At 43.2% G+C, this 18,502-nt stretch carries 15 protein-coding genes and 1 pseudogene; 3 read left to right on the forward strand and 13 right to left on the reverse strand.

The annotated features are described in order from the left end of the window. The first annotated feature begins 66 nt into the window (after positions 1–66). Positions 67–189 (forward strand): hypothetical protein, encoded by a 123-nt coding sequence (locus F6J99_RS25125; protein ID WP_293116369.1) that lies wholly within the window; start codon positions 67–69, stop codon positions 187–189. Here F6J99_RS25125 and F6J99_RS25130 read toward each other — a convergent pair. The 9 genes from F6J99_RS25130 to F6J99_RS25170 form a co-directional block, all read right to left on the reverse strand. Beyond that, entirely contained in the window at positions 182–1,384 is a 1,203-nt protein-coding gene (locus tag F6J99_RS25130; protein WP_293116371.1) for a 4-hydroxybenzoate 3-monooxygenase, read from the reverse strand. The two genes, F6J99_RS25125 and F6J99_RS25130, sit on opposite strands and share 8 nt — an antisense overlap. A gap of 61 nt (positions 1,385–1,445) precedes the next feature. Further along, positions 1,446–1,889, reverse strand: a complete 444-nt coding sequence (locus F6J99_RS25135) for a carboxymuconolactone decarboxylase family protein (RefSeq protein ID WP_293116373.1) — start codon at positions 1,887–1,889, stop codon at positions 1,446–1,448. Positions 1,890–2,053: 164 nt separating this feature from the next. Next, positions 2,054–3,067, reverse strand: coding sequence for an FMN-dependent NADH-azoreductase (locus tag F6J99_RS25140; protein ID WP_293116375.1), 1,014 nt, complete (start codon positions 3,065–3,067; stop codon positions 2,054–2,056). Between the two features lie 256 nt (positions 3,068–3,323). Next, positions 3,324–4,343, reverse strand: a complete 1,020-nt coding sequence (locus F6J99_RS25145; protein WP_293116377.1) for a methyltransferase — start codon at positions 4,341–4,343, stop codon at positions 3,324–3,326. Positions 4,344–4,400: 57 nt separating this feature from the next. Beyond that, positions 4,401–6,098, reverse strand: a complete 1,698-nt coding sequence (locus F6J99_RS25150) for a class I adenylate-forming enzyme family protein (RefSeq protein WP_293116379.1) — start codon at positions 6,096–6,098, stop codon at positions 4,401–4,403. 83 nt (positions 6,099–6,181) lie between these two features. Further along, positions 6,182–6,460: a hypothetical protein gene (locus F6J99_RS25155; protein WP_293116381.1), complete on the reverse strand. Its 279-nt coding sequence runs from the start codon at positions 6,458–6,460 to the stop codon at positions 6,182–6,184. Between the two features lie 233 nt (positions 6,461–6,693). Beyond that, entirely contained in the window at positions 6,694–7,806 is a 1,113-nt protein-coding gene (locus tag F6J99_RS25160; protein WP_293116383.1) for a 3-dehydroquinate synthase II family protein, read from the reverse strand. After that, complete coding sequence (locus F6J99_RS25165; protein WP_293041113.1) at positions 7,806–8,594, reverse strand: 2-amino-3,7-dideoxy-D-threo-hept-6-ulosonate synthase; 789 nt, start codon at positions 8,592–8,594, stop codon at positions 7,806–7,808. Before F6J99_RS25165 ends, F6J99_RS25160 begins: the two co-directional genes overlap by 1 nt. Positions 8,595–8,832: 238 nt before the next feature. Next, positions 8,833–9,042, reverse strand: a complete 210-nt coding sequence (locus F6J99_RS25170) for a hypothetical protein (protein ID WP_293116385.1) — start codon at positions 9,040–9,042, stop codon at positions 8,833–8,835. Positions 9,043–9,323: 281 nt separating this feature from the next. Between F6J99_RS25170 and F6J99_RS25175 the strand changes: the two genes are divergently transcribed. Then, positions 9,324–12,875, forward strand: coding sequence for an NB-ARC domain-containing protein (locus F6J99_RS25175; protein WP_293116387.1), 3,552 nt, complete (start codon positions 9,324–9,326; stop codon positions 12,873–12,875). Between the two features lie 167 nt (positions 12,876–13,042). After that, positions 13,043–14,265 (forward strand): annotated as a pseudogene (locus tag F6J99_RS25180) (RNA-guided endonuclease TnpB family protein). A gap of 580 nt (positions 14,266–14,845) precedes the next feature. Here F6J99_RS25180 and F6J99_RS25185 read toward each other — a convergent pair. From F6J99_RS25185 to F6J99_RS25195, 4 genes are all read right to left on the reverse strand, one after another. Beyond that, positions 14,846–15,715, reverse strand: a complete 870-nt coding sequence (locus F6J99_RS25185) for a DNRLRE domain-containing protein (protein ID WP_293116393.1) — start codon at positions 15,713–15,715, stop codon at positions 14,846–14,848. 1,276 nt (positions 15,716–16,991) lie between these two features. Beyond that, positions 16,992–17,627 (reverse strand): response regulator transcription factor, encoded by a 636-nt coding sequence (locus F6J99_RS25190; RefSeq protein ID WP_293116389.1) that lies wholly within the window; start codon positions 17,625–17,627, stop codon positions 16,992–16,994. Next, positions 17,624–17,764, reverse strand: a complete 141-nt coding sequence (locus tag F6J99_RS45700) for an ATP-binding protein (protein WP_365974127.1) — start codon at positions 17,762–17,764, stop codon at positions 17,624–17,626. The genes F6J99_RS25190 and F6J99_RS45700 overlap by 4 nt, the downstream gene beginning before the upstream one ends. A 250-nt stretch (positions 17,765–18,014) precedes the next feature. Beyond that, entirely contained in the window at positions 18,015–18,338 is a 324-nt protein-coding gene (locus tag F6J99_RS25195; RefSeq protein ID WP_293116391.1) for a hypothetical protein, read from the reverse strand. Between the last annotated feature and the right edge of the window lie 164 nt (positions 18,339–18,502).

Here is an 18,502-nt window from a genome sequence, read left to right on the forward strand (position 1 = left end):
CAATCTAATTCCCCCCTTTTTTAAGGGGGGAATTAGATTGAAAAGTCCCCCTTATTAAGGGGGATAATGGGGGATCTGAATCAGGGATTAAAAAAACTGACATGCACCCCTCCCTACTCCCTACTCCCTACTCCCTACTCCCTACTCCCTACTCCCTACTCCCTACTCCCTACTCCCTTTCCTAGATAATACCGACATAGTTTCTGGCAAAATCCCTAGCAAATGTTGCCGATGTAGACAATTGCTTCAATTTCGATTCACTCAACTTATTGAAGAAACGGACATTGTCTACATCCTTCTCTTCAGACTTATGCAGCATATGCAACATCGAACAAGAGAATTCTTGAGCACGCCAAATATAGGGCAAACGAATTTCCGAGTAGCGTTTTAGGTAAGAAATATCCCGTTTTTCCTGGTAGTAACTTACCAATACTTCTCCGAGAACACCCGCATCCTGTACCGCCAGATTTAAACCTTTCCCACCGCAAGGTGTAATAATGTGACCCGCATCACCAGCTATCAATAACCGTTGGTACTGTAACGGTTCCATAACATAACTGCGCATAGATAAAATCCGCTTGTCAAAGATTTCCCCTTCTTTCAACGTCCATCCCTTTTTCGCCAGACGCTTTGCCAAAGTCATCCAAATGCGTTGATCAGGCCAATTTTTAAGCTCATCATCAAGTGAAACTTGTAAGTAATAACGCGAAATCTTGCTATTGCGCGGCATGTGAGCTCCAAAGCCATCATGATGCAAGCCATAGATGACATGTTTTGCAGAAGGTGGTGCGTAAGCTAAAACTGCCAGCCAGCCGTAGGGATGCTGTTTTGTGTAGATGTCTACCGCTCCGTCTGGAATTGATTGGCGTGAGATTCCATGATAGCCATCACACCCTGCTACAAAATCAGCATGAATCGTGATGGTGGTGTCACCATCTTTATCGTAACACTCAACAATGACGCCGTCATCGGTTTGAGTAATTTTTTTCCCTTCATGGCGTAACAATAACTTACCACCTGCATCCAGATATCTTTGAATCAGATCGTCATTGAGATCGCTTTGGGGATAAATGTAATGGACATCCCCATCAGCTAACTTGCCGTAATCAAAGACAACGCTGTAATCAGGGTAACGAAATTCACAGGTATCATGGGTATAGCCATTTTGGAAAATTGTATCCGCTAGACCATGTTTTTTGAGTAGGTCAACTGTTGTGCTTTCCAGCACACCTGCCCGCGCCTTCGTATATATTTCTTCGCGGTTGTATCTATCCGCAATGATACAATCAATCCCATTTTGTAGAAGGATATTACCAACTACAATCCCAGCTGGACCTGAACCTAAAATACAAACTGATGTTTTCAATGCTGTACTATTAGTCATGGTTTAATCTACCTCGTTATAGTTGAATAAAAAGAAAGCACATTTTATTGACAAACACCCTCTAATAAGTACCTGGAATCATTTTGGTAGTAATAGCAATACGATTCCACCCATTGATCGTGACAATAGCCATCAAAAGTTTAGCGATTTCAGTTTCCGAAAAATAGCGACTTACCTCTTCATAAACTGAATTCGGAACCTGATTCTCTGAAATCAGCGTCACTGCTTCAGTTAGCTCTAATACAGCCCGCTCTTCCGGACTGAAAAACGGCGTTTCTTGCCAAGCATTTAGGGCATATATCCGTTGTTCTGTTTCTCCATTACTTCTGGCTTCTTTTGTATGCATATCGATACAAAACGCACATTTATTAAGCTGAGAAGCTCGGATTTTTAGTAACTTGATAAGTGTTTTATCTAAGCCACTTTTATTCACATAGTTTTCCAAGGAATTCATGGCTAGATAAGCTGCTGGTTCAACTTTTTTGAGTTCCAATCTTGTTTCCATTTAAATACCTCAATTGTTACAATTACAAAAATTTACGTTTGACTTGATTAAGCTAATATACATTTAAATTTCAGTCCGATCCAGTTGTGAAAAAGCCGGTCTACCCTCTCCCCATCTCCCCATCCCCCCATCAGCCGACCTTTACAATTTAAATGGGTGAGAGCTTACCACGTTCCTACTGCTTTCTCAAGCTCAGCACGGGCATTGGCCAAAGATTGCTGACGGGCTTCTTCCCCTAAATCTAGTTTTTCGGCATGAATAAAGGTGATATCTGTAATGCCAAGCACTCCAAATATAGCCCGTAAAAAAGGTTCCTGATAATCGTAATTAGCACTAGGGGTTCCTGGAGAGAAACTACCGCCACGAGCTGTAAAAATTAGCATTTTCTTTCCCTTAGGAACTAAGCCCCGATATTGACCAGGTTCGTCAAAAGTAAAAGTGCGATTGAATCGAACAATTTGATCGATATAAGCTTTGAAGGTAGATGGAACATTGAAGTTGTACATGGGAATGCCGAAAACATAGCGATCGGCTGCTAAAAATTCATCCACCAAAGTATCTGATACTTTAATTGCCTCTACCAATTCAGGAGTGCGTTTTTCGGGAGGACAAAATGCTGCAGCAATCCACTTTTCATCGACATGGGGGACAGGATTATGACCTAAATCTCGATAGCTGACAGTGTCGTCTGGATAGAAAGACTTCCAAGTTTGAATAAACCGATTAGACAATTGCCGAGAAATAGAGCGATCGCCACGGGGACTAGCATCAATGTGAAGAATATGGGTCATATTAAGTTGAAGGTTGTTTGCCTGTTTGGTTGTTTGGTTGTTTGCCTGTTTGGTTGTTTGGTTGTTTGGTTGAAGGTTGAAGGTTGGAGGTTGTTCGCGTAGCGTGGCCGAAAGGCCAAGGTTTAAGGTTGAAGGTTGGAGGTTGAAGGTTGTTTGATTGAAGGTTGTTTGGTTGTTCGCGTAGCGTGGCCAAAGGCCAAGGTTTAAGGTTTTTTGGTTGTTCGCGTAGCGTGGCCAAAGGCCAAGGTTTAAGGTTGTTTGGTTGTTCGCGTAGCGTGGCCAAAGGCCAAGGTTTAAGGTTTTTTGGTTGGAGGTTGTTCGCGAAGCGTGGCCAAAGGCCAAGGTTGAAGGTTGTTCGCGTAGCGTGGCCGAAAGGCCAAGGTTCATAATATAATCTTTAACCTGGTAACCTGCTAACCTAGTAAGCTGTAACCTGTAAACTCTAACCTGTAACCTTCAACCTGCTAACCTTCAACCTGCTAACCTGCTAACCTTCAACCTGCTAACCTGCTAACCTTCAACCTGCTAACCTGCTAACCTGCTAACCTGCTAACTTTCAACCTGCTAACCTGCTAACCTGCTAACCTTCAACCTGCTAACCTGCTAACCTGCTAACTTGATCGCCTGCTAACCTGTAATTGGATTATTTGATGCCTACTGCCATTGAGTAAGCTCCGACAAGAGGTTTAGTGTAAGTGTCTTTGAATCCTACTTTGTCCATCCAAGCACAGCAGTCTGCTCCTGTGTAGTCGAAACCCCCAAAGGTCTCGATCAGCATATTTAGGCTCATCAGTAACCCAAACTTGTTCTGGCAGCGCTCATCGTCAATTAGTGCGTCGTAGACAATCAATGCACCACCGGTCGGGAGTGCTTCGTAGGCTTTGGCAATTAACAGGTGCTTTTCTTCTAGATTCCAGTCATGGAGGATTTGTCCCATCACCAAAACATCAGCACTAGGCAGCATATCCTGGAAAAAGTCACCACCATGGAAGTGTAATCGCTGGCTAAGTCCTCTGGAAGCAACATATTCCTCGTAAATTGGGCGAACCACTGGCAAGTCGAACCCACCTCCTTGTAAATGATGGTGACTTAGGGCAACGGTTACTGGTAACTGCCCTTGAGCGGTACCGATATCGATAAAAGTCTGGAAGTTCTCCCATGGAAATTTTTCAGCGATCGCCTTAGCGACTCCCATACTGACCCCAGACATCGCTTCCAGAAAGAGTTTTAGGCGGGCAGGGTCCTGGTAAAGGGTGCCGAAGAAGTCTTCTCCATTTTTGGCTTCATTCTGGGGTTTACCGCTCCGTAACCCTTCTGTTAATGAACCCCAAAATCGATAGAGACGGGTGTTGTACATCTCTAGATAACCACCGATATAGGAAGGCTTGGAGCGGTCAAGAAACAAATCACTTTCAGGAGTGTTACTGTAAGCGTTATCAGAATAATCTAACACTTTTAATGCAACTAGTGCATCCAAAAAATCTCGCGCACTACGGGGATGAAGTGCTAGTTTTTCAGTCAATTCAGCAGCAGTCATAGAACTCTGAGCGAGTTCAGTAAATACTCCCAGTTCCACTGCACTTAAAAATGTCTTAGATGCCGAGAAAGCAAACCCCAATTCCAGTAGTTTGTCCGGTACCAGCTGTTTAGTAACCGCTTCCATTGACTAGTCTCCTTCTAGTTTACTTTAGTAAAAAATATTCAGGGAATTATCAACAATTTAAGACCTAACTGGAACTTTGGTTAGCTCTGCATAAGCAAAATCATGAAGCCCTTTACCATCTAAGTTATGCTCAGCACAAATTAGGATATCCTGATATTGCTCGCGAAGCTTCCTTTTCAAGACTTTTCCTGTTGAACCGACAGGAAGATTACTGACAATTTCTAAGAAAGACAATGGTTCCAAATTGTTATACAATAGCTGATGATTGATAGCAGTAATCAGAGCTGATGCTGTAATATTTCCTGGCGCTTTCAGCTTTATAAAAGCCACCAAACCATCGAAGCCTTTTTCCTTAGGAACTCCAATTATTGTACAATCAGCAACAGCTGAGTTGTTCTTCAAAATTAATTCCTCGATGGGTAACGTATTGACTAAGCCCCTAGCGCACTGAATCGCATCAACCGCACGATCCACGTGAAAAAATTTATTATCCTGATCATAATAAGCCAAATCCCCACTAATCCAGTACCCTTGTTTATAACTTTTGAGGGTGCGGTTAGAATCATTCCAATAGCCTGGTGTAATCGTTGGAGATTTAATCCCTAGGAAACCTACCTGATGGGGTGGCAGTAGATTTCCCTCCTCATCTAATACTACAGCTTTTACAAAACTGCGTGGCTTACCCATATATCGATTATACAAGCTTGTCTGGCGACTAGAGACTTTATTAAACAAAGCCATGCCGAGTTCTGAGGCACCGAGACCATCAACAAAGACTGATTTAGAATTCCCAGCATTTACCAGAGTCCTGATATGAGCTTCATGGGCAGCATCTCCCGTATTAATCCACATTTTTACAGAACCCAATTGGTCTTTTTCTAAAGCCTGGGAAGCCATGTCGGCATAGGTTTGTGGAAAAGCTGCTACTATAGTCGGTTTAAGTTCTTCAGCTTGAGTAATAGCATTATTTCCAGATAAATCTGACAAAACCATAGTGGGTAACCCCAGTAAGGTGACTGTCATAAAGTAGCTAATTCCCGCCGAATGTGAACTAGGTAAAGCAAACAAAAATTTATCGGATTGACTAGCTGGGAAATTTAGCAGCCGAATTCGTTTGCCAAAGAAAAACTGTTGATGCCCAAATATCACTGGCTTAGGCTTTCCAGTAGTACCAGAGGAATGACAGATCATAATTGGATGAGAATCTGTAGGAGAATATGGATACCACTGGGGAAGCTCTATGTCTGAACTTTGAACAGATGTATGGTTGACATCTGTGGCAATAAACTTTAATGAGTCATTAGTTTTGACATAGCCACTAATACTATCGAGGTGCTTCTGATCAGAATATAAACCAATGGCACCAACACGCCTGATAAAGTCAGCAGCAATATCAGCATCCATACGACCGTTTACCAAAACTGGAATAGCACCGAGGTTGTTTAGTGCTAAGTAATGGATAAAGTAACCGATTCCATCGTCTAAATAGATAGCAACAGGATCATTCTCACGAACACCAGATTTCCTGTACCAAGAGGCATAGTTATCAACAACATCTTTTAAGGAAGATAAACTAAAACTGTTGATGGTCTCCCCTGTGAATGTTTTAAAAGGTTTTTCTAAAAATAAAAACTCATTGTTTCGATACGGGTTATTAGCAACAGAGTACTGGAGAAAGTTACCACATCCTAATGGCTTGGCAAGGAATAACTTAAGTCTTTGGTACAATGGCAAAATAGTTGGGTTAATGTTCATGAGGTTAAATCCAAAGTTGTGTCGAAATATAATTAATACTACCTAACAGATAATGTCATGCCGATAATGCCGCCATTCACAATTCAAATCAAATTTGCAAGTTCACTATCAGACAAGATAATCTCACCATAATCGGGAATCCAAGCTAGCCAGGTATTCTCAGATTCCCGACCTAAAATAAGAGCTTCTTCACAATGAATCGAGTTAGGGATATCAGGGGCTTTTACCCAAATTTGAGAGTCGGATTCTCCCTCAAGGTTACTTGAGTTAGTCTCAAGGGATTTGTCTTTAAAACCTAAGGTCGATTCAGTCTGCGTATTTGGTTTTTGCTGATAGTCATTTAAGCTAAGTAATGTACTCATTCTTAAATCCCCTCTTACTTGCTAATACATGTTGACTGTTTCCAAGGAAGTTATATCGTGTCCGGTTGTGGGCGATAGTGTTATTTGTCGTTGTTTCTTTGGTAATCGATACTCCCGGATCTGATATAGCACTACACATTAAAGTTAGGACATTGATACAAGCTGAAAAGCTGTTTTATTCAACTTTTGCCTTTTGCCTCTTGCCTCTTGCCTTGCGCGTAGCGCTATATTATTTACTTTTCCAGACAAGACTCTTTAACTGGAAGCCCAACATGGCGTCCACTGGGCGCAGTATGACCAAGCAGCTTATCGCCAGGCTTCAATTCTGTGACATTCAGGACTTTACCACCAGGTCCAAGAACTCTTACATGCCAATCGTCTTGGACAATCACATTTACCGGAATTCCCGATTGAGACACTGCATCGATACTGAGTAGGGGACGAACTTCTATCTTCATCCTGCCTACAACTATTTCTCGTGCCTTGCCATCACAATTTACCCCTAATACTTTGTGTCCTGAACTCAGCTCACTAAGATAATTAGTTTGACTAACACTAGACACTAAATAAGAATGTATAGCACCAGCATTGACTCGGAAAGGACGAGTTGGCATGTAGGGCAGTGGATGGGTCTCGCTGCTAACTAAAATCATTCCTTGGGAATAAGAACCAATGAGTATACCTTCATCTTTGGCAAAGTTAGAACAAGTATCTACACAAGCCCGTTCTCCCATTCCAATATGGGAAATTTTGGTTACTTCAAGTTCTTCCAGTGAAACTTCCAAATTGTTGGCCTTACGACACAGTTGGCCAAGCTCTCTGGCATCGATAATCCCGTTAGGGGTTAGCATGACGCCATGTGACCCTTTTTCTAAGACCCCCAGGACAATTTCTGCTTCCTCAATATCTTTGACAACGGTAATTATTTGCCCATCGGTGTTGTCTGCTGAGGCTAAAACAATCTCCAGAGGAATTTTTGTGGGGTCTTTAAAATAGATGACAGCCCATTTTTCTTGTCTAGCTATCTTACAAGCAGTTTGTAAGGTTTCGTCGTCGGTCACATGAATAAAAAATCCAATTTCTGCTTTAGATTTGTAGGTTTCTGGTTGAGTAGTTATTTCAGAATACCAGGAATGATCAAACAGTACTATATCGGCTTTTTCGATACATCCTTCTGCTTCTTCTGGGCTGTCTACAAAAGCAATGCGAGAGACAGAGTCATGACAATCCATGACTGGACTTGATGAATCAACTACCACTCCATTGATATCAGAGTTTAGAGATTCACACAGCGCTTTATAGTCAACATCATTAAAGCTTCTGAGGTCTAACCAAGATAATTTCATTACGCTACCTCCTTGATGGTAAACTGATAGGGATTACTGATAACTTTGGCAATTTCTTGAGAAATGAATGAGGGATTACTGTGTTGAAATATATTTCTACCAACAGCAACGCCTTTACCGCCAGCCCTGATGGCATCTTTGATCATCGATAAGATCGAGCTATCTGCATTGCTCTTTGCTCCTCCGGCAACGATAACAGGGATGTCAACGGCATTAACAACTTGTCTGAAGGATTGAACATCGCCAGTGTAGTTGACCTTGACAATATCTGCTCCTAGCTCCCAGGCCAATCTGGTTGAGTGAGCGATCGCATCTGCATCGTACTCATTTTTAATCTTCTCTCCTCGTGCATAAACCATTGCTAGCAATGGCATACCCCATTGATGACAGGCTGCTGAGATTTGGCTGAAATCTTTGAGCATACGGTATTCATCGTTTGCCCCAAGATTAACGTGAATTGAAACTCCATCTGCACCAAGCTTAATGGCTTGTTCAACACTACTGACTAGATGTTTGGAAGATGGATCGGGAGATAGGTTAGTTGACCCAGAAAGATGCAAAATTAACGATATATCTTTCTGAATTAAACCTGGATGGATTGCCCGAGCTATCCCTTGATGAGCAACAATTGCACTAATGGTTTTCTCCGGTAACGATCTGATGAATTGATGAACTTTTGCCAGACCACTAACCGGACCCAGTGTAAACCCATGGTCAATTGGGACTATAAAATAGTTGTCTAATCCTTTGAGAATTCTTGCCAAACGATAATTTTTACCAAGAGACATAACAGACTCCTTTTGACTCGATTACATGATGTGGTGTTTTCCAAAATCTTAGATTCCTATCGAACTAAGTGTTGGAAAACTAACTTTTAGTGTTTCATGGCACTTAGCTCAATCTCGATATTTCTATCGTGCCTGACACTCACAAAGCGAAAGTCTCAGTTTTTGCCTCAGTTTTTGTCTTAGTAACTGGAACTAAAGTGAGTTATCTGGTTTTTTTTAGAGTAATCTCAGGAATTTCTTAGATTTCCCTCAGGTTGAACTCAACAGGATAACTCATGTAGCAAAGGGCACTTCGGATCAGGGAGTCGGGAGTCGGGAGCGGTGCGACCCGTGGCGAATTTAATTCGCCTACGGAAAGCGCACCGAGGGAGTCGGGAGTCGGGAGTCGGGAGTCGGGAGTCGGGAGTCGGGAGTCGGGAGTCGGGAGTCGGGAACTGTAGCTTAACAACCAGCTCTGCTAGCCTAGAAGTTAAACAGGTTTGTCTCAGTTTTTGTCTCAGTAGTTTCAGTTATGCTGTGTTTCTCAGATTTTTCTCATTTTTACCTCAAATTCCCTATTCGTTAACTTGCCCTAACTAATTCCATAACTTTCCATAACATTTATACATTGCGTGCCTTTTTGGTCACCCATAGATTAAAGAGTTAGGTATAGTGATGGCTGGATTAGGGATGGTGCCATAGCGATCGGCCCCATGGATTGGGGGTTAAGCAAAGCAAGAGAGTGGAGTTATGATGAATTCGGTGCGAGCATCTGAATCAGGACTTAAATTAGTAGACCAAGCTAGACGTCAGAAAAGATGGAACAAAACAGCGGTAGCTTGGTGTACCAGTGCATTTACCTCTAGGGCAACCTTAAACCGATTTTGGGGGAGACAGTCAATTCGTACTGACACCTTCATTGCCATTTGTGAAGCTGTAGGTCTTGATTGGGAAAAGGTAGTTGAGCCGGATGAGATTGAGATAGATCAGATGGAGCTAACAGCGCTATCGACAACTGCTCTGGCTGGAATTGGACATCTTGATTGGGGTGGAGCTCCAGAACCGAGGAGTTTCTACGGTCGGATGCAGGAACTGAATACTCTACAGGAATGGATTCTACAGGACAACTGCTGCCTGGTGGCACTTCTAGGGATGGGGGGAATTGGCAAAACCACCTTGGCTGTGAAGTTAGCCCATCTCCTACAGGATAAATTTGAGTTTGTGATTTGGCGCAGTCTACGCAATGCTCCGCCCCTAGAGGAAGTCCTGGCAGACATGATTCAATTTCTGTCTGTGCAGCAGGAAACGAATTTACCTTCCTCTGTGGATGGCAAAATTTTGCGATTGATTCAGTATTTACAGACGGCCCGTTGCCTGCTGGTTCTTGATAATACCGAATCGATCCTCGAAAGTGGTTCTCGCACTGGTGGCTATCGAGAGGGATACGCTGGATACGGTGAGCTACTCAGAACTATTGGGGAAACCTCCCACAACAGCTGCCTAGTGATGACCTCCCGGGAGGCACCTCAAGACTTGACCCTTCTGGAGGGGGAAGCCTTACCCGTTCGCTGCTTCCCACTCAAAGGTTTACCAGAAACCCACGGACAGGAAATCTTTAAGGAAAAGGGAAATTTTATTGGCGATGACACCCAATGGATGACCCTAATTGAGCGTTATGCGGGAAATCCTTTAGCCTTAAAGATGGTAGCCTGTGCAGTCAGAGACTTTTTTGATAGCAATATTGCTCAGTTTCTGGATTTTTTAAAGGAAGGCTCATTCATTTTTGATGATATTCGGGATTTACTAGATCGGCACTTTCAGCGCCTGACCCCTACAGAAAAGGAACTGATGTACTGGCTAGCTATCAATCGGGAACCCATTTCTCTTGAAGAACTGCAAGAAGACTTTGTATGCTACCTATGCGCTACGGATATTTTAGAAGCTGTAGGGTCTCTACAACGGCGGTCATTGATTGAGAAAACCTCAACTGGGTTTACCCAACAACCTGTAGTCATGGAATACATGATTAATCGACTCATCGAGCAGATTCCTGAAGAGATTATTAGTCAAAATATCGCTATCTTCCGCACTCACTCCCTAATCAAAGCCAGCGCCCCTGACTATGTTCGGGATGCTCAAGTCTGTCTGATTCTAGAACCGATTATTGAGAAATTACTCTCTAGTTTTGGTTCTACAACACAGCTGGAAAATCATCTCCTGGAAATCCTATCAATGCTGCGCACCCCGACTCCTGGGGTTAAAAAATCTACTCTCCAGATGGGATATGTCAGTGGTAATACTATTAATTTACTTACTCAATTACAGATTGATTTAAACGGTTATGACTTTTCTGGCCTGACAGTTTGGCAAGCCAACCTACAGGGACTGAAATTACATAATGTCAATTTCGCTGGCTGTGACTTGGCTGGCTCAGTGTTTACTGAAACCCTAGGGAATATGTTATCGGCAGCATTTAGTCCAGATGGGAGGATGTTGGCAATCTGTGATACAGATTTTCAGATTCGCCTATGGCATGTGCAAACTGGTAAACTACTGGTAATCTGTGAGGGTCACACTAATTGGGTACGCTCTGTTGCGTTTAGTGGGGATGGTAAAACCTTAGCCAGTGGTAGTGGTGACCATACCGTAAAGTTATGGCAAGTCAGTGATGGCAGGTGCTTACAAACTTGTACTGGACATACTGATGAAGTGTTCTCAGTTGCTTTTAATCCTCAAGGTAATACCCTGATTAGTGGTAGTAGCGACCACACTGTCAGACTCTGGGATGGTGACACGGGTCAATGCCTTAACACCTTTACTGGACATACCGGTTGTGTGAGATCAGTGGCTTTTAGTACTAATGGCAAAACCCTAGCCAGTGGCAGTGATGACCACACTGTCAAACTCTGGGATGCTAGCACTGGTAGTTGGGTTAGAACTTGTACTGGACATACCAGTGGAGTACGCTCAGTTGCTTTTAGCACTGATGGCAAAACCCTAGCTAGTGGCAGTAATGACCACACTGTCAGACTGTGGGATGCTAGCACTGGTAGCTGTGTTAGTACTCACACCGGACATAGTAGTGGAGTCTACTCAGTGGCTTTTAGCACTGACGGCAAAACCCTTGCTACTGGTAGTGGCGACCATACTGTAAGGTTATGGGATTACCACACTGGTATTTGCCTGAAAACCTTGCATGGACATACTAATCAGATCTTTTCTGTGGCGTTTAGCCCTCAAGGTAACACCCTAGTCTGTGTGAGTTTAGATCAAACTGTCAGACTTTGGGATTGGGGCACTGGTCAATGCTTGAAAACTTGGCAGGGAAGTACTGATTGGGTATTTCCAGTGGCTTTCAGTCCTGATGGTAAAACTTTGGCTAGTGGCAGTAACGATAATACAGTCAGACTATGGGATTATCATAGCGATCGCTGTATCAGTATTTTGCACGGACATACTGCTCACGTGTGTTCAGTGGCCTTTAGTAGTGACGGTAAAACCGTAGCTAGTAGCAGTAGAGACGAAACAATCAGGCTGTGGGATATCAAGACGGGAGAATGCTTAAAGATTTTGCACGGACATACTGATTGGATCTATTCGGTCACTTTCAGTGGTGATGGGAAAACCCTAGCCAGTGGCAGTGCTGACCAAACGGTGAGGCTTTGGGATCAGCGTACTGGTGACTGCGTCAGCACTTTGGAAGGACATACTAATCAGATCTGGTCAGTGGCTTTCAGTAGTGATGGTAAAACCTTGGCGAGTAGCAATACAGACCAAACGGTGAGGCTGTGGGATGTCAGCACAGGGGAATGCTTGAAAACGTTACAGGGACATGGTAATCGGGTCAAATCCGTCGCTTTCAGTCCTAAGGATACTATCCTGGCCAGTTGTAGTACAGACGAAACGGTACGCCTCTGGGATTTGAGTACGGGTCAATGCTCTAAACTATTACGCGGACACAACAATTGGGTCTTTTCCGTGGCATTCAGTCCCGATGGCAACACTATCGCTAGCGGCTCTCACGACCAAACTGTCAAGGTGTGGGATGTTTCCACAGGGGAATGCCGCCACACTTGTACCGGACATACCCATCTGGTCTCTTCTGTTGCCTTTAGTGGGGATGGTCAAATTATAGCTAGTGGCTCTCAAGACCAAACGGTGAGGCTTTGGGACACTAAGACGGGCAAGTGCCTGAAAATTCTCAGAGCTCCCAGACTCTACGAAGCCATGAATATCACTGGAGTGACAGGATTAACTGAGGCACAGAAAGCAACTCTGAAACAGTTGGGTGCGATCGCATAAGTAGGCAACCCCATTAACTAGCCGTGCGGGAAGTCCCACGCTATACCCGTAGGGTTAGCGTGTTTGTTGAAAGCACGGACAGGATAAGCGAAAAGTTTTTCGATGTCTTGACGTGTTACTGTATTATATATATGATAGTAACAAGGTCGATAAAAGAGTTGAGTGCGATGAAACATAAAGCCGTCAAAGTCAGAATCTATCCGACAAAAGAGCAAGTTCAAATATTAGCTCAGCATTTTGGATGTGCTCGCTGGTGGTGGAATTATGCGTTAAATCACTGCATAGAGACTTACAAAGAAACTGGCAAAGGACTAAAGCAATCTGCACTCAACTCTATGCTGCCAAAACTCAAAAAAGAGAAAGAGACTGAATGGCTAAAGGAGTGCTACTCCCAGGTACTGCAAGCCGTGAGTCTCAATATTAGCCGTGCATATCAGAACTTTTTTGTTCGCGAAGCGTGGCCATAGGCCAAGGTAGGGCGAAATATCCTAGATTTAAGTCATATCATCATCGCCAATCAATTCAGTACCCCCAGAAAGTCAAGCAAGTAGGTGACTGTCTTAAATTTCCCGGAAAATTAGGATTTGTTAAAGCAGTAATTCACCGTCCACTAGATGGAACAATCAAGACTGTAACGGTTAGCAAATATCCTTCTGGTAAGTATTATGCCTCTGTTTTGATGGAGTACGATTCCAAGGAATTCAAGCCTTCTAAGGACGGAAGAGTTATTGGCATTGACTTGGGTATCAAGGATTTTGCGATCACCTACGATGGCGATAAGACTTCTAAATTCAGCAATCCCAAGCACTTAGCTAAATCCGAAAAAAAGCTAGGTAAAAAACAACGCATTGCAGCCCGAAAAAAGAAGGGTAGTAATGGTCGCATAAAAGCACGTAAGATTGTAGCTAAGGTATATGAACGTATTGGAAATGTCCGTCAAGACTACCTGCACAAGCTATCTAGAAAGATTGTAGATCAAAACCAGGTAGTGGTAGTCGAAAACCTAAACGTCAAGGGCATGGTTCGTAACCACAAATTAGCTAAAGCAATATTTGATCTGAGTTGGGGAACCTTTGTAAATTTCCTTTCTTATAAATGCGAAAAAGAAGGAAAAGTACTGGTCGAGATAGATCGGTGGTTCCCCAGTTCCAAAACCTGCTCTAATTGCCATTACCTAATCAAAGAGTTGCCGCTAGATGTAAGGTCTTGGATTTGTCCAAGCTGTGGCACTCATCACGATAGGGATGGTAATGCAGCTAAGAATATTAGAGCAGAAGGGATCAGAATGCTATCCTCCTCTGGGACGGGGGAGGTCAACGCCAGTGGAGAAGAAGTAAGACCAAAGCGAGGGCGTCCGTCTAAGCTAAGGCATTCTTCCGTGTTCGCGTAGCGTGGCCAAAGGCCAAGCTGGAAGCCTACACTGTACCCAACGGGTCAGTGTAGGTAGTTCACTTGTGCCTAGGTACTTACTTTGAAGTGCGGAATGTGAGGCTAAACCCAATCCTCCTGCTGAGAATTGGGTTTGGTTTCAATATAGCGCTACGCGCAATGGCATTGGCAACAGGCAACAGGCAAAAGTTAACAGCGATAGCTTTTGCTGCTTATATTAATGTCAAACACCTGAATGCGTAGTGCTATAAGAGCGACCTAGAACATTGCTAAGTCGTGGAGGAGTGACAGCTCCTACACTGACTCTTCGAGTTCAGTGTAGGCAACAAGCGCCAATCCGGGCATTCCTTAGGAGGCGCTGGGCTTTAAGAACGGACTGCCCTGCCGCTCTGTTTTCTTGGTCTTTTTTTTAAGAGTGTTTTGCTGACAAACCAGCATTTAAGGCCTTTGGCCACGCTACGCGAACGGCTTTGTTTACCAGTACATATATTATAGCAATTCCATGCATACCCTGTGCAAAATTCATCCCACACCTATGCTGCGCATTAGGTGTGGGATGAATTTTGCCGGACAGCTAAAGGTTATGGAGCTTTGGCATGGGGCAGACTTGTGCAAGCAAGACCATCTTTGTTCCCATCTAGACGGAAACGATCATCCCCAAAGTAGTTAAACACAGCCTGTGCCTCTTCCTGAGTCTTAAAATCCGAGCAGTTACAATCGGAATTGACACAATCGGGAAGCTCAAAAAGATTGGCTGTATCAGTTTCAGGGTTGCTTTGAACAGCAGGTTTCAGAGTAGCCATTAGTGTAGGAGGGCTATACTCAGTGCTTTCTTTAGACGCAAAAACGATATAGGCATCTGGGGCTTTATATTCTGCACGATTAATCAGAATAGTCACTATGTCATCAGTATCACCTTTGATGAAATCTAGTAACTCAGGTGAGTTAAAGCTAAAAGAATCTCCTGTCGCTATAGAAGCTGCAGGGAGTTTCCCTAAGTAAGTTGTTTGGTTTGAGAGAAATAAATTGGTAGAGTAAGTATCATTACCCGGCGCGTTATTCCAAGTGGTTTTGGTTTCAGACCAATTTTCCTCTACTCCATCATTCAAGCCATAAAACTCAATAGATCCTTTGGTGTTGGGAAGGTTTATCGTACTCAAATTCAGGCTCACATCATCAATACCATCATTCAGCTCACTGAGATCAAATCGGAGGTAAGTTTTGCGGATATAAGAGACGGTGTTATCAAGCTTGACGACTAATTTACCGTTTGTTCTATTATTCTTACTAGAGTAGGAACCACCTCGGATAAAGGTGTCTGCTCCATTGCCCGCTGCTGTAGTAATTAGTTGAACATTGGCATTGATTGGTGCTACTTGGGGTTTGTCTACATTTTGTATGCTCTCGCTTTCAGCGTTAACCATGGCTTGGCTTGGAGCGGGGAAGAGCATCACGGCAGGAATTATCAAAACCGCGCTCAGCAGAAAAGCCCATAGACTTCTGAGAGATTTAGGTACCATGTTACGTTGTTGTAATTGGGTTAACAATAATGGTGCATCTATACTATATAGCAATAGGTGCATCTAATATTTGTAAAAAAGATTGGAAGTGTGGGAAGTGTGGAACCCTGGCGCGGGAATTGTGGGAATTTTATCCGGAATTTTTGCCTAATTGCAAAAGCGCTGCATCGCTTTATCATAACACCAAAAAATCCTCGGATATCTTGACTACTATTCCCTGTTATCTTTGTCTATTACTCCTATAGTTATAGCAGTCAAAGGAAAGCTTAGTACATACTATTCATAAAGTTAAATATTGTTAATCAATTAATCAAATGCCAGTTCATCACAGTTACGATTTAATCAAAAAAGTGATTAGTATTATCGACGATTACATGGTAAAGTATCAAGCTATTAGTTTATTTTAAAAAAGCATAAATACAATTAATATCTGGTTAAAAAATAGACTTTATACAGGAATTTATAGGAAAAAAACTGCTTATAAAAAGGGATATATTCCGAAAATATATGATTTAGATAGATTTAGGTAATTTGTCCAATCTCATGGTAGATAAACTCAGAATAAAATGGCATAATCATGGTCATAAAATATTAGTGATATGACTATAGGTAAAGCCTTTAAAAAAATCGGTTATACCCGATAAAAAAAACTTACGGTTATCGAGAAATGGATGAATAAAAAAGTCAAGAGTTTCTATAAAAAATTTATAAAAAGAAGCCAGACAAGCTAGTTTACATAGCGGTGCGACAAGGCGGGACGTTTCCAACTCCTAGGTCGCCGCTCCGCGAACGCCTAGGGAACGCGCACTAAGAGAGGAGAAAAAATTTGAGAATTAGTTGAATCAGCCGGTTGTGAACTTCAGGTGCGACCCAAGGGCGCGAGCAATCCCTCGCGCGGAGGCGCGCACCTTACTATTTGCCCCCTATTCTCCTGATTTAAATAAAATAGAACATTATTGATTTTCGATTAAAAATCGATTAATAAAATCAAAAATAACTATCTAATAGTTTCGTATTTATATTTAATTTTGCTGTTTATTTAACATCATCATCTATACTAAAAATAGCAATAATTACGATTTTTATTACGTCGAAATCTGGTAATCCTCCGGTGGTTTGGTTCTTGCAGTTTAGTTTTTACCAAAAAAGCTCTGCTATGATGATTTTCCAGATAAAATAGTGATAAAATAGTTTAATCTCATGCACATTAAAGATGCTGATGGGACCAGAGGGCAGCCTGAGTGCGATCGCGAACATCCAACTCACAGAAAATATTAGTTAGATGATTTTTAATCGTGCCTTCGGTCAGATTAAGGGCGGCTGCAATTTCTCGGTTGCTTTTACCTTGTCCCAACAGCTTCAGGATCTCTAGTTCCCGCTGATTGAATTGAGCATGATAATCTGTTTTTTCCCGTTCAGGTTGGGTATTATTCAGTTGAGAAAACACCTTCGGAGCGATGGTAGGACCTAATTGGCTGTAGCCCTGATGCAGACTGCGAATGGCCCCTGCCACCTTAGGTGCTGGAGTGCTTTTAAGCAAATATCCCAACGCCCCAGCCTGAAGAGACTGGAACACATAGTCATCATGGTCAAAGGTGGTTAAGACTAGAATCCGAATCCAGGGGTAGCGGGTATGGATTTCTCTGGTTGCTTGCACCCCATCGCAGATGGGCATCCGCACATCCATCAAGATAATGTCAGGCTGTAACCTCTCCGTGAGGGCAATGGCTTCTTCACCGTGATTGGCTTCACCCACCACCTCGAGATCATCCTCCAGGGACAACAGTGCCGCCAGTCCCTGACGAAAGATGGGTTGATCATCAGCCAATAGAAGTCGAATCATCGTGGTATCCTAATCTGAATACAGGTGCCTTGTCCCGGTGTGCTATCTAATTGTATCGATCCACCTATCAGCTGAACTCTCTCCTGCATACCCCTGAGGCCAAAACCCTGGGTGGGTTTAGCAATATCAAAGCCAATACCGTCGTCCTTTAGCTTCCTCCGCTCTTATGCCCCACAACGAACATGCGCAGCATGAGTGTGGGATGAATCGCGGAGCTGGAACTTTGATAAACAGCCTGAAAAACGTTATACTAAAAATAGTAGGGAAAACAAATTAAGAGCTAACCGCCACCTACGTGCTTAAAAATAGAACTTATTGTATTGTTCCGGCGCGGAGGGGCATCCCGGAGACGAAACCTTAGAAGAGTGGAGCCTTAATCAAAAAGTTTTAACCCTTTACCCATAGCCGACTAACCATAAAGGCTCCACTCTTCTTGCGGTAACTTCTGACCGTGTCGTTAATAAAGCTTACCGAGTATCCTAAGCGATGGCTGGAGTTGGTAAGAAGCCCACACTGTAATCTACTGGCTTTGCCAGACGCTACGCGAACGATGAGCGTGTGGGAGTATGTCACTTCAAGGATAACCGCATCAGCAGAAGCATATCCCTTGAGGTGAATAACCTGGGCTTGACTGTGTTTGCGGATATTTTCCAATCCTTCCTTAACCACACAGTAAAGCTGATGATTGGTTTGTAACGGCAGCTGGGGCAAATCTATTTTGCTTTTAACCGTTATGGATGGGTTGGATTTGACACTCCCCGCTCTAAAGAGACGGGGATTCTTCACTCAATGACTCGGCGTGGCTGTTCCTGACCGGAATCAAGAACAGTAGAGGCCAAATCTCCTGAAGCGTATCGGCGAAGCCGACGCTACGC

Source organism: Moorena sp. SIO4G3 (genome assembly GCF_010692305.1).
GTDB classification, from domain to species: Bacteria; Cyanobacteriota; Cyanobacteriia; order Cyanobacteriales; family Coleofasciculaceae; genus Moorena; species Moorena producens_A.